Origin of the sequence: Klebsiella sp. CN_Kp113 (genome assembly GCF_040064585.1) — a bacterium.
GTDB classification, from domain to species: Bacteria; Pseudomonadota; Gammaproteobacteria; order Enterobacterales; family Enterobacteriaceae; genus Klebsiella; species Klebsiella michiganensis.
Genome location: NZ_JBEAID010000036.1, coordinates 15047 through 28205, shown reverse-complemented (window position 1 = coordinate 28205; position 13159 = coordinate 15047). Strand labels below are relative to the sequence as shown.

Here is a 13159-nt window from a genome sequence, read left to right as displayed (position 1 = left end):
ATCCTTTTCAATGCAGTCGATGCATTAACTTATAAGCGCAATACCCTGCGCATCCTTTTATTTACGTTTGATATTAATAACGCAACAAAACATTGACCCATGAAATGGATATAATATTTTGAAGTGGTCATTATGTATCAATATGACCACTTCAATTAATTAGAATATAAATTGCCAGGGAAGGCGTTTTTGATTTCATATTTATCAGGAAAAATCCCAATAAACACGATAAAAAGCTAAAGAATGAGAGGCGGAACAAACCATACATAAAGCCAATTAAAACAATTAAAAAATAAATGACACCTATACTTAATATAACTACATGAAAATAATAGTAAAAAATATTGTTAATCATAAATTGACATTGTTACTACCTGTGGATAGCATAGGAGTCAGTTTGATACAAAATGACTATTCCGTTTACCAAACTTCTCTAAACCTCGCATCGTTACTGGCTGTATAGATAACCGTGTGCTGAATATTCCGGTGTCCAAGAAAGTCCTGAATTAATCGCGTATCCACCCCCTTATTAGCCAGCGCGAAACCGCATGCGTGGCGCAGCATATGCGGATGCGCGTTGATTTCCAGCTGGGCGACGAGGCTCAGGTTCTTCATCATCTGGTATATTCTCTGCCGGGATAAAGGCTGGCCATTTCGTGACAGAAAGAGCCAGCCAGAATTATTTCCGGGATAATTATCACGCACGCGCAGCCATTCGTTGAGTACCTTTACCTCTTGTTTATAAATAGGATGAGTGGTTGAAAAGCCGTTCTTCAGTCGACGAATATAAATGACCCCGCTTTGAATATCGATATCAGAGAGCTTCCAGTGACGAATTTCGCTCACTCGACAACCATGATTAAAACACATCCACAGTAAACAGACATCGCGCTCCGGGTTTGCTCCCCGCCTGGCCGCTTCAACCAAACGCTGAACCTCCCCGACAGTCAAATGCTTACGTCTTGTTTTCATTCACTTTCTCCATCTACAAAACACAATAGCGTGCGTAGTAATAATAGTACGGAAAATAAGAGGATGAGTGGAAACGTAAAGTGAGATTAATATGATAAAAAGCATGAATAATACGAAAAAGAGTAAAGAAAGCGCCTGGCGCTTTTGCGTAGATAAAAAAAGGACCGCCGAAGCGATCCTTTTCTCTGGCTAAAGATAGCATTACATCAGCGGCGTAGCCAATTGTACGATGCTGATGAGCGGCTGCGGCCAAACGCCCAGCACCAGCACCAGCAGCGCGGAGATGAGCACCACGATGCCTCCGGCGCTGTACTGCCAGTTAGACGGCGCATCGCGATTCAGTTTCTCCGGCGCGCTCAGATAGAGGCTTACCGCCACGCGCAGGTAGTAGTAGAGGCCAATCGCTGAACCCACCACTACCGCGCCGACCAGCCACCACAGGTGCGCATGCACACCCACCGCCAGCACGTAGAACTTACCGATAAAGCCCAGCGTCATCGGAATACCGGCAAGAGACAGCATCATCACCGTCATTACCGCCGACAGAATCGGACGATGCCAGAACAGGCCGCGGTAGGAGTAGAGCGAATCGGCATCCGGGCCGCGGTACGGGCTGGACATCAGGCTCACCACGCCAAACGCGCCGAGGCTGCTGAACAGGTACCCTGCCAGATAAACGCCCACCGCTTCCATCGACATCTCACCGCTCTGCAGAGCAATCAGCGCCACCAGCAGATAGCCAAGATGAGAAATGGAAGAGTAGCCGAGCAGACGTTTAATATTGGTCTGGCTCAGGGCCATCAGGTTCCCGAAGATAATCGAAGCAAAGGCGATCAGGCCCAGCACCACGCGTACCGCCTCGCTGTCGCCCACCGGCATATAGAGGAACAGGCGCATGACCACGCCAAAGATGGCGATTTTACTGGCGGTCGCCAGGAAGGTGGAAACCGGAGCAGGCGCGCCCTGGTATACGTCCGGCGTCCACAGATGGAACGGCACCAGCGACAGCTTAAAGCCGAGACCGACAATCATCAGACCGAGACCAGCCAGCAGCAGCGGCTCGTGCAGCATGCCATCCGTCAGGCTCTTACCGAGCGCCAGGAAGGAGAGGTTACCGGAGTTGGCATACACCAGCGCCATACCGAACAGCAGAAACGAAGAGGCAACGGCGGACAGAATCGTATATTTGATACTGGCTTCCAGCGAACGTTTCTGGCGGAAGGCGTAGCCCACCAGGCCGAACAGCGGCAGCGAAATCAGCTCAATGCCGAGGAACAGCGCCGCCAGATGGTTAGCGCCCGCCAGCAGAATACCGCCCAGCGCGGCGATCAGCACCAGAAGATAGAACTCTTCTTTGTTGTCCTTGTAACCCTCAAGCCACGGGTAGGCGAAAGTACAGGTGGCGAGGCTCGCCAGCAGCACCAGCCCGGTATAGAGCATCGTGTATCCGTCAACGCGAATCAGCGGCGTGACGTCCATCGCTCCGTTCTGACCCACGAACCAGAGTGATATCAGCGCGGCGTTCAGGCCGAGAACCGACAGCGTGGCATTGAGGAAATGATTGCGTCGCCACGCAATGGAGAGCATCACAACCACCACCGTCAAGCCGACGATCAGCAGCGGTAGCAGTGCGATCAGTTGTTGTGGAGTTATTGTCATGGCGAATTACGGCCTTGTAGTAGAAACAGAATTAACAAACCACTGCTGAATGTTGCTCATCGCAGAGTGCGAGGTGTCCAGAATCGGCTGCGGGAAGAAGCCCAGCAGCACCAGCAGAACGACCAGCAGCAGGATGATCGACAGTTCACGCAGGGACATTCCCGGCAGCGCTTTCGCGGCGATTTCGCTTTTTGCTTTACCAAAGTACGCGCGATGCAGCATCGACAGCGAGTACACGGAAGCGAACACCAGACCAAAGGTCGAAATAACGGTAATCACCGGCACGGTTTTATAGCTGCCGAACAGAATCATAAATTCGCCGACGAAGTTACCGGTACCCGGCATCCCGAGGGTCGCGACCGCAAAGAACATCGACAGCGCAGGCAGCCACTTGATCTTGCTCCACAGACCGCCCATCTGACGCATATCGCGCGTATGCAGACGCTCGTAAAGCTGACCGCAAAGAATAAACAGGCCGGCAGCGGACAGACCGTGAGCAATCATCTGAATCACCGCGCCCTGATAAGCCAGCTGGCTGCCGGTGTAGATAGCAATCAGCACGAAGCCCATGTGGGAAACGGAGGTGTAAGCAATCAGACGCTTGATATCGTACTGGCTGAAGGCCATCCACGCGCCGTAGAAGATACCGATGACGCCCAGCCACATCGCGATGGGGGCAAATTCGGCGGAAGCGTTCGGGAACAGCGGCAGCGCAAAGCGCAGCAGGCCGTAGGCCGCGGTTTTCAACAGGATCCCCGCGAGGTCAACGGAACCCGCGGTCGGCGCCTGAGAGTGCGCATCCGGCAGCCAGCCGTGCAGCGGAACCACCGGCATTTTTACCGCGAAAGCGATAAAGAAGCCCAGCATCAGCAGGTATTCCACGCCGTGGGACATCGGCGTCTTCAGCAGCTCTTCATAGTTGAAGGTCCATACGCCGGTAGCGTTGAAGTGAACAAACGCCAGCGCCAGGATGGATATCAGCATCACCAGACCGCTCGCCTGGGTATAAATGAAGAACTTGGTTGCCGCCGTGATACGCGTTTTACCGTCGGAAGCCTTATGGCCCCACAGCGCGATCAGGAAGTACATCGGCACCAGCATCATTTCCCAGAAGAAGAAGAACAGGAACAGGTCGATAGCCAGGAATACGCCGATCACGCCGCCCAGGATCCACATCAGGTTAAGATGGAAAAACCCCTGATATTTCTCGATTTCGCGCCATGAACAGAGCACCGCCAGCACGCCCAGCAGCCCGGTCAGCACCACCATCAGCAGCGACAGACCGTCGATAGCCAGATGAATGCTAATCCCGAATCGCGGGATCCACGGCATCACGAATTCCGACTGCCACTGCGGAATACCGGTAGATTGCGTGAGAGAATAGCCGCCCTGCATCCACAACTGCAGGCCAAGCAGAAACGTCAATCCCATAGTGATCAGCGCGATCCAGCGCGGCATCTTCACGCCAAAGCGTTCAGTCTGCCAGCACAGGAAGCCGCCGATGAAGGGAATTAATATTAGCCAGGGTAATAACATGGCGATCTTTATTCCTTGTTAAAGTCCCGTTCAGGACCGATTTTCAACGAATTCTCACAGAAAATTCACTTCGGATTGCGGGTGTTATTGCCCGGCAGCGCTATGCTTGCCGGGCCTACTGCTTGTAAGTCGGGTTAACCGACAACGCCCACAATCCTCAAACTCAGCGCAATACCATCAGCAGTGCCAGCACCACGACAGCGCCGATGCCCATAGAAGCCACATACCAGCGCAGATAGCCGTTCTCGCTCACCACCAGGCCTTTGCCTGCGAAGCGGGAAAGGATCGCCGGAATGTTCATCAGGGCATTCAGCGGGTCGCTCTTCAGCAACCACGCCACGCCGAGGAACGGCTTAACGAACACTTTGTCATACAGCCAGTCAAAGCCCCAGGCGTTGTACCACCAGGTACCGAGCAGACGACCCGGCGCGCTGTTGGCAATCGACGTCACCAGCGTGCGTTTACCCAGCCACAGCCAGGCGGCAATCAGAATACCGGCGATAGCAATCACCCCGGAGGCAATTTCCAGCGTCATGACGCGTCCGTGATCAAGCTCGGTGGTCTGCGGCAGTACGCCTTCCAGCGGCGGCACAATCAGCGCGCCAACGAAGGTCGAGAGCACCAGCAGCACAATCAGCGGCAGATGATGGGTAATCCCCTTCCCTGCGTGAGCGTGAATTTGTTCTTTGCCGTGGAACACGATGAAAATCATACGGAAGGTGTACAGGGAAGTCATAAACGCCCCGACCAGGCCGGCAACCATCAGATTCAGATGACCGTTCGCCATCGCGCCCGCCAGAATCTCATCCTTACTGAAGAAGCCCGCCGTCACCAGCGGCAGCGCGGACAGCGCCGCGCCCCCCACCAGGAAGCAGACGTATACCAGCGGAATAGACTTACGCAGGCCGCCCATCTTGAAGATATTCTGTTCGTGGTGGCAGGCCAGAATCACCGAACCGGACGACAGGAACAGCAGCGCTTTAAAGAACGCATGGGTCATCAGATGGAAAATCGCCGCATCCCACGCCTGCACGCCGAGCGCGAGGAACATGTAGCCAATCTGGCTCATAGTGGAATACGCGAGCACGCGTTTGATATCGGTCTGCACCAGCGCGGCGAAGCCTGCCAGCACCAGCGTTACCGCTCCGACGATACCCACCAGATGCAGAATTTCCGGGGTCATCAGGAACAGGCCATGGGTACGCGCAATCAGGTAGACGCCAGCGGTCACCATGGTGGCGGCGTGGATCAGCGCGGAGACCGGGGTTGGGCCGGCCATCGCGTCCGCAAGCCAGGTCTGCAACGGCAGCTGCGCAGATTTACCCACCGCGCCGCCCAGCAGCATCAGGGTTGCCCACCACAGCATGTTATTACCGGCCTCGAAGTGCGCAGGCGCCAGTTCGACCATTTCGCGGAAGTTCAGGGTGCCCAGCTCGTTGTAGAGAATGAACAGCGCGAACGCCAGGAACACGTCGCCGACGCGGGTCACCACAAAGGCTTTCATCGCCGCCGCGCCGTTCTTCGGATCGGTGTAGTAGAAGCCGATCAGCAGATAGGAGCACAGGCCCACGCCTTCCCAGCCAAGATACATCAGCAGCAGGTTATCAGCGAGCACCAGAACCACCATGCTGGCGATAAACAGGTTGGTATAGGCGAAGAAGCGAGAGTAGCCCTCTTCGCCGCGCATGTACCAGGAGGCGAACATATGGATCAGGAAGCCGACGCCGGTCACCACGGACAGCATGGTCAGAGAGAGACCGTCCAGCACCAGGTTGAAGCCGACGTTGAAGTCGCCCACCGACATCCAGGTCCACAGCGGCACGCTGACCGCCTGTTTGCCGTTGGCGAAGAAGTCAACGCCGACAAACGCCGTGACCAGCGCCGCCAGGCCTACCGAGCCTACCCCCACGGTGGCGGATAAGTTTTCCGACCAGCGGCCGCGAGAGAAGGCCAGCAAAACAAAGCCAATCAATGGCAAAAGAATGGTTAAGGCAAGCATGTTCATCCGCGCAACTCACTTACTGAATCGATGTTCAGGTTTTGGCGACGACGATGGAGCTGCAGCAGCAGCGCCAGGCCGATACTCGCTTCCGCGGCGGCGAGGGTGATGGCGAGGATATACATTATCTGGCCATCGGTCTGGCCCCAGTAGCTCCCTGCAACCACGAAAGCCAGCGCCGCGGCATTGATCATGATCTCCAGGCTAATCAGCATAAACAGCAGATTGCGGCGGATGACCAGCCCCGTCAGGCCGAGGACAAACAGGACAGAGGCGAGGATCAGTCCATGTGTTAAGGGGATCATGCGTGTTCCTCCGTTTTTCTTTTATCGCTGTCGTTCGGACGGTTGCTCAGCACTTCCCCGACGCGCTCTTCACGGCCGATATGGAAGGCAACAACCAGGCCCGCGAGCAGCAGCATGGAGGCCAGCTCCACCGCCAGAACGTACGGACCAAACAGCGCAATACCGACCTCTTTGGCGTTAATCGCCGCGCCGTCGATACCCTGATCGTTAATATCAAGGATGGCGTAAACGATAACCACCAGCAGTACCGCTGCGAGAATGGCCGGACCGATCCAGATCCCAGGTTTCAGCCACTGGCGCTCCTGCTCAATTTCGCTGCCGCCCAGGTTGAGCATCATCACCACGAACACGAACAGCACCATGATGGCCCCGGCGTAGACGATAATTTCCAGCGCACCGGCGAAATAAGCCCCTAAGGAGAAGAACACCCCGGCGATTGCCAACAGCGAAATGATCAGGTACAGCAGCGCGTGCACCGGATTGGTGTGGGTGATCACCCGCAGGGTTGCGAGGATGGCTATCAGGCCACAGATATAAAAAGCGAATTCCATTGCCCTCTCCTTACGGTAACAGGCTCTTGACGTCGATAGGCTTAGCTTCGTTCTCTGCTTCGCCTTTATCTTTGCCGTCGATTGCCATACCCGCCATCCGGTAGAAGTTATATTCCGGGTATTTACCCGGACCGGAAATCAGCAGATCCTCTTTTTCGTACACCAGATCCTGACGTTTGTATTCGCCCAGCTCAAAGTCCGGGGTCAACTGAATCGCCGTGGTCGGGCACGCTTCTTCGCACAGGCCGCAGAAAATGCAGCGCGAGAAGTTGATGCGGAAAAACTCCGGGTACCAGCGGCCGTCTTTGGTCTCCGCTTTTTGCAGAGAGATACAGCCTACCGGACAGGCTACCGCACACAGGTTACAGGCAACGCAGCGCTCTTCGCCGTCCGGATCGCGCGTCAGCACGATGCGGCCACGGTAGCGCGGCGGCAGATATACCGGCTCTTCCGGGTACATCCGAGTTTCACGTTTGGCAAAGGCGTGCATCCCGATCATGCAGATACTGCGGACCTGGGTGCCAAACCCTACCAATAATTCTTTTAAGGTCATGGTCAATTCACCCCTTATTGCGCCTGCCAGAGAATGACAGCCGCCGTTACCAACAAGTTGATCAGCGTTAACGGCAGGCATACCTTCCAGCCAAAGGACATTACCTGGTCATAGCGCGGACGCGGTAATGATGCGCGGATCAAAATGAACATCATCATAAAGAACGCGGTTTTCAGCGCGAACCAGATGAAAGGAGGTAACCATGGGCCATTCCAGCCGCCGAAGAACAGCGTCACAATCAGCGCCGATACGGTAACAATCCCGATATATTCACCGACGAAGAACAGACCGAACTTCATGCCGGAGTATTCGATGTGATAACCGTCAGCCAGCTCCTGTTCCGCTTCCGGTTGGTCAAACGGGTGACGGTGACATACCGCTACGCCCGCAATCGCAAAGGTCACGAAGCCAAAGAACTGAGGGATGACGTTCCACAGATGCGCCTGGTTGTTGACGATATCGGTCATGTTGAATGAACCGGCCTGCGCCACCACGCCCATCAGGGAAAGCCCGAGGAACACTTCGTAGCTCAGGGTCTGGGCAGAAGCACGCATCGCGCCAAGCAGCGAGTATTTGTTGTTGCTCGACCAGCCGGCGAACAGCACCGCATAGACCGCCAGACCTGCCATCATCAGGAAGAACAGGATCCCGATGTTCAGATCGGCCACCACCCACGTCGGGCTGACCGGCACAATGGCGAAGGCCAGCAGCAGCGAAGTAAAGGCAATCACCGGCGCCAGAGTAAAGATCACGCGATCCGAGAAGCGCGGAACCCAGTCCTCTTTAAAGAACATTTTGATCATGTCGGCGACGAGCTGCAGCGAACCGCCCCAGCCCACGCGGTTAGGCCCGTAACGGTTCTGGAACAGGCCCAGCAGACGACGTTCGCCAAAGCTCATAAACGCGCCGCAGGTCACCACCACCAGCAGAATCACCACCGCTTTAAGGATGCCTAACAGAATGTCGATGAGATCGGGAGTTAACCAACTCATGCTTTCGCCTCCTGCAGAGTATCAATACGCGCTCCGGTCAGCACCGGCGCAATCCCTGGCATGCCCATCGGTAAGCCAACCTGCCCTGCCGTCAGCCCCGCCGAGATTACCAGCGGCAGGCTAAGCGCCTGGCCATCAACGCTGAAGGAAACCATCGCCCCTTCGTTCACGCCAAGCTTCGCGGCATCTGCCGGGTTCAGCTTAACGTACGGCTGCGGCATGCGGCTCTGGAATACCGGAGCACGCTGCGACAGTTCGTCGCTGCCGAACAGATGGTAGTAAGGCGCGATACGCCATTTCCCTTCTTCAGCCTGGAAGCTTGCCGGTACCGCGGTAAAGTACTCAAGACCGCTGGCGGAGGCTTCAATCAGACGCACGCCCGGATCGCCGTGGCGCAGTTTACCGCCCACTTCATCCTGGAACTTGTTCCACGCCTGCGGGGAGTTCCAGCCCGGAGCCCAGGCAAAGGGAATTTGCGAGCGCGGCGCGGACGGCTGGTTGTTCCCTTCCATGGAGAAGGCAAACATGGTGTCTTTATCCTGCGGCTGACGGGGTTCATGCACGCTGATGTTGGCGCGCATCGCCGTACGACCGCTATAGCGGTGCGGTTCACGGGCCAGCTTCTGACCGCGAATGCGGAAGGTCGCATCCGGCGCGGCGTCTTTGATACCGGCCAGCTGCGGTAGCGCGGCAATGGCGGCGTCAATCACGTGGTCCAGCTGCGTCCAGTCAACCTGGCGATTGTTAACGGTGCTGTGCAATGAGTGCAGCCAGCGCCAGCTTTCCAGCATCACGGTTTTCGCGTCGTAGTAGGCCGGGTCGTAAACCTGGAAGAAGCGCTGGGCGCGACCTTCGTTGTTGACCACGGTACCGTCGCTTTCCGCGAAGCTTGCCGCGGAGAGCACCAGATGCGCTTTTTCCATAATCGCGGTACGCTGATGGTCAACCACCATGACCAGCGGCGCTTTCGCCAGCGCCGCGTCAACGCGGGCGGCTGAAGCGTGGCGGTGCAGGTCGTTTTCCAGCACGATAACCGCATCGGCGTTACCGGTCTCCAGTTCGCTCAGCGCCTCTTCAAGCGAGCCGCCGCCGATCATCCCGAGGCCTACGCTGTTCACTGCCCGGGCGACCATGGTCACGCCAACGTCAGCGCCGCGGCCCTTCAGGGCTTTCGCCACGTTGGCGGCGGCCTGAATCACCTCGATGCTGCCGGCGTTGGTTCCGGAAACAATCAGCGGTTTTTTCGCTCCGGCTAACGCCTGAACGATCACGTCGATTTTGCCTTTCAGCTCGCTGCTCAGCCCTTCGACCGCCGGCGCGCTATCGTCCAGCGCGTGGGCGATGGCGAAGCCAAGACGCGCCTGATCTTCCACCGGCGCGCGGTAGGTCCATGCGGCGATATCATCAAGACGCGTGTCGTCGATATTGGTCACGAACAGCGGATGCTTCGCGCGCTGGCCGATGTTAAGGATCGCGGCGATCTGCCAGTCGGCGACTTTCTGCGCCGCCGCCATTTCACGCGCTTTGCCTTTCACCGCCTGACGCACCGCCAGCGCGATACGCGCGCCGGTCTGGGTGATGTCCTCACCGAGGATCAGCACCGCATCGTAGGATTCGATCTCGCGCAGCGCCGGGGTATGAATACCGCCTTCGCGCAGCACTTTCAGCATCATCTGCAGGCGCGCCTGTTCGCCCTTCGCGATGCCGGTATAGAAGTTTTCGGCGCCGACCAGCTCGCGCAGCGCAAAGTTGCTTTCAATGCTGGCGCGCGGGGAGCCGATACCAATCACCTTCTTCGACTGGCGCAGGATATCTGCCGCCCCCTGCATCGCCTGTTCGGCGTTGAGGGTGATCAGATCGTCGCCGCGGCGCTGAACCGGCTGACGCGGACGATCTTTCAGATTGACATAGCCATAGCCGAAACGACCGCGGTCGCAGAGGAAGTAGCGGTTAACGGTACCGTTATAACGGTTTTCGATACGACGCAGTTCGCCGTAGCGCTCGCCGGGGCTGATGTTACAGCCGATGGAACACTGCTGGCAGATGCTTGGCGCAAACTGCATGTCCCACTTACGGTTATAGCGCTCGGAGTGCGTTTTATCGGTAAAGACGCCGGTCGGACAGACTTCCACCAGGTTACCGGAGAACTCGCTTTCCAGCGTACCGTCTTCCGGACGGCCAAAGTAGACATTGTCGTGAGCGCCGTAGACGCCCAGGTCGGTACCGTCGGCATAGTCTTTGTAGTAGCGAACGCAGCGGTAGCAGGCGATGCAGCGGTTCATTTCGTGAGAGATGAACGGCCCCAGATCCTGGTTGCGGTGGGTACGCTTGGTAAAGCGGTAGCGACGGAAGCTATGACCGGTCATTACGGTCATATCCTGTAAGTGGCAGTTGCCGCCCTCTTCGCACACCGGACAGTCGTGCGGGTGGTTGGTCATCAGCCACTCAACTACGCTTTCACGGAACTGCTTCGCTTCTGCGTCGTCGATGGAAATAAAAGTGCCGTCGGATGCCGGTGTCATACAGGACATCACCAGGCGGCCACGCGTGTCTTCCGCGTTCTGATATTGCTTCACCGCACACTGGCGGCAAGCACCAACGCTTCCCAGCGCCGGATGCCAGCAAAAGTAAGGAATATCAAGACCCAGAGAGAGACAAGCTTCTAACAGGTTGTCCGCTCCGTTGACCTCGTACTCTTTGCCGTCTACATGAATCGTAGCCATTAGCGTGCTTCCAAAATAAAAAAACCTTTAGATTACCAGCGCGTCTTAAGCAGGTTCGGCTGAATCCCGTTGATTGCATGGGTATTGCTGAACTGCTGTTTAATGCCAGCTTCGAATTCTTCGCGGAAATATTTAATCGCGCTCTGTAGCGGCTCAACCGCACCCGGCGCGTGCGCGCAGAAGGTTTTACCCGGACCGAGGAATCGACACAGTTGCTCAAGCGTCTCGATATCCCCCGGCTGGCCTTCGCCGCGCTCGAGAGCGCGCAGAATTTTCACGCTCCACGGCAGACCGTCACGGCAAGGCGTACACCAGCCGCAGGACTCACGGGCAAAGAACTCTTCCAGATTGCGTACCAGCGGCACCATGCCGATCTCATGGTCAACCGCCATCGCCAGCGCGGTGCCCAGACGGCTGCCCGCTTTACCAATGCTTTCGAACTCCATCGGCAGGTCGAGATGCGCTTCGGTCAGGAAGTCGGTGCCCGCGCCGCCCGGCTGCCAGGCTTTGAACTTCAGGCCATCGCGCATGCCGCCCGCGTACTCTTCGAGGATCTCGCGCGCGGTGGTGCCGAACGGCAGCTCCCAGACGCCCGGATTCTTCACGCGGCCGGAGAAACCCATCAGCTTGGTGCCGGCGTCTTTACTGGTCGAAATGTTCTGATACCACTCGACGCCGTTGGCCAGAATCGCCGGGACGTTGCACAGGGTTTCAACGTTGTTTACGCAGGTCGGTTTGCCCCAGACGCCGGAGCTGGCCGGAAACGGCGGCTTCGAACGTGGGTTGGCGCGGCGGCCTTCGAGGGAGTTAATCAGTGCGGTTTCTTCGCCGCAGATATAGCGCCCTGCCCCGGTGTGCACAAACAGTTCGAAGTCAAAACCGGTACCAAGGATATTTTTACCCAACAGGCCCGCTTCGGTCGCTTCGGCAATGGCCCGGCGCAGATGCTGCGCCGCTTCGATATATTCGCCGCGCAGGAAGATATAGCCGCGCCAGGCTTTCAGCGCGAACGCGGAGATCAGCATGCCTTCCACCAGCAGGTGCGGCAGCTGTTCCATCAGCAGGCGGTCTTTATAGGTGCCCGGCTCCATTTCATCAGCGTTACACAGCAGGTAACGGATGTTCATGGACTCGTCTTTCGGCATCAGGCTCCACTTCAGACCGGTGGAAAAGCCCGCGCCGCCGCGCCCTTTCAGGCCAGCGTCTTTTACCGCAGTGACGATTTCATCCGGCGCCATGCCGGAGAGCGCTTTACGCGCCCCGGCGTAGCCGTTTTTACTCTGGTATTCATCCAGCCATACCGGCTGTTTGTCGTCGCGCAGACGCCAGGTTAACGGATGGGTTTCGGCAGTACGAATAATGGTTTTCATTTATACCGCTCCAGGAGGTCAGGAATCGCTTCCGGCGTCAGATAACTGTGAGTGTCCTCATCAATCATCATGGTCGGCCCCTTGTCGCAGTTGCCCAGGCAGCAGGTCGGCAGCAGGGTGAAGCGGCCATCAAAGGTGGTTTGACCCGGTTTGATATCCAGCTTCTTCTCAATCGCCGACTGAATGCCCTGGAACCCGGTGATGTGGCACACCACGCTGTCGCAGTAGCGAATCACGTGACGGCCCACCGGCTGGCGGAAAATCTGGCTGTAGAAGGTCGCAACGCCTTCTACGTCGCTGGCCGGGATCCCCAGCACATCGGCGATAGCGTAGATTGCGCCGTCCGGCACCCAGCCGCGCTGCTTCTGAACGATCTTCAGCGCTTCAATGGACGCCGCACGCGGGTCTTCGTAGTGGTGCTTCTCGTGCTCAATCGCCTCACGCTCTGCCGCACTCAGCTCAAAAGCCTCGGTTTGTGGTTGTTGATTCTCGTGCATAA

At 56.9% G+C, this 13159-nt stretch carries 11 protein-coding genes; all 11 read right to left on the bottom strand.

Annotation, left to right across the window (positions count from 1 at the left end; all coding sequences use genetic code 11):
* Nucleotides 1-420: 420 nt before the first annotated feature.
* A complete protein-coding gene (locus ABLV30_RS23150; protein ID WP_025106679.1) occupies nucleotides 421-972 on the bottom strand; it encodes a tyrosine-type DNA invertase in 552 nt (183 codons plus the stop codon).
* 201 nt (nucleotides 973-1173) lie between these two features.
* On the bottom strand, nucleotides 1174-2631 hold the full coding sequence (gene nuoN, locus ABLV30_RS23145; protein ID WP_348865681.1) for an NADH-quinone oxidoreductase subunit NuoN: 1458 nt from the start codon (nucleotides 2629-2631) through the stop codon (nucleotides 1174-1176).
* A 6-nt stretch (nucleotides 2632-2637) separates the two neighbouring features.
* On the bottom strand, nucleotides 2638-4167 hold the full coding sequence (gene nuoM / locus ABLV30_RS23140) for an NADH-quinone oxidoreductase subunit M (RefSeq protein WP_004104059.1): 1530 nt from the start codon (nucleotides 4165-4167) through the stop codon (nucleotides 2638-2640).
* A gap of 163 nt (nucleotides 4168-4330) precedes the next feature.
* Nucleotides 4331-6172, bottom strand: coding sequence for an NADH-quinone oxidoreductase subunit L (nuoL, locus tag ABLV30_RS23135; protein WP_014230251.1), 1842 nt, complete (start codon nucleotides 6170-6172; stop codon nucleotides 4331-4333).
* A complete protein-coding gene (nuoK, locus tag ABLV30_RS23130) occupies nucleotides 6169-6471 on the bottom strand; it encodes an NADH-quinone oxidoreductase subunit NuoK (RefSeq protein WP_004104062.1) in 303 nt (100 codons plus the stop codon). Before nuoK ends, nuoL begins: the two co-directional genes overlap by 4 nt.
* A complete protein-coding gene (gene nuoJ / locus ABLV30_RS23125; protein ID WP_348865680.1) occupies nucleotides 6468-7022 on the bottom strand; it encodes an NADH-quinone oxidoreductase subunit J in 555 nt (184 codons plus the stop codon). Before nuoJ ends, nuoK begins: the two co-directional genes overlap by 4 nt.
* A gap of 10 nt (nucleotides 7023-7032) precedes the next feature.
* Entirely contained in the window at nucleotides 7033-7575 is a 543-nt protein-coding gene (gene nuoI / locus ABLV30_RS23120) for an NADH-quinone oxidoreductase subunit NuoI (protein ID WP_004104066.1), read from the bottom strand.
* A 14-nt stretch (nucleotides 7576-7589) separates the two neighbouring features.
* Nucleotides 7590-8567, bottom strand: a complete 978-nt coding sequence (gene nuoH / locus ABLV30_RS23115; RefSeq protein ID WP_004104068.1) for an NADH-quinone oxidoreductase subunit NuoH — start codon at nucleotides 8565-8567, stop codon at nucleotides 7590-7592.
* Nucleotides 8564-11290, bottom strand: a complete 2727-nt coding sequence (gene nuoG / locus ABLV30_RS23110) for an NADH-quinone oxidoreductase subunit NuoG (protein WP_025106677.1) — start codon at nucleotides 11288-11290, stop codon at nucleotides 8564-8566. The genes nuoH and nuoG overlap by 4 nt, the downstream gene beginning before the upstream one ends.
* A gap of 32 nt (nucleotides 11291-11322) precedes the next feature.
* Nucleotides 11323-12660, bottom strand: coding sequence for an NADH-quinone oxidoreductase subunit NuoF (gene nuoF / locus ABLV30_RS23105; protein WP_004852841.1), 1338 nt, complete (start codon nucleotides 12658-12660; stop codon nucleotides 11323-11325).
* Complete coding sequence (gene nuoE / locus ABLV30_RS23100; RefSeq protein ID WP_004104075.1) at nucleotides 12657-13157, bottom strand: NADH-quinone oxidoreductase subunit NuoE; 501 nt, start codon at nucleotides 13155-13157, stop codon at nucleotides 12657-12659. Before nuoE ends, nuoF begins: the two co-directional genes overlap by 4 nt.
* Between the last annotated feature and the right edge of the window lie 2 nt (nucleotides 13158-13159).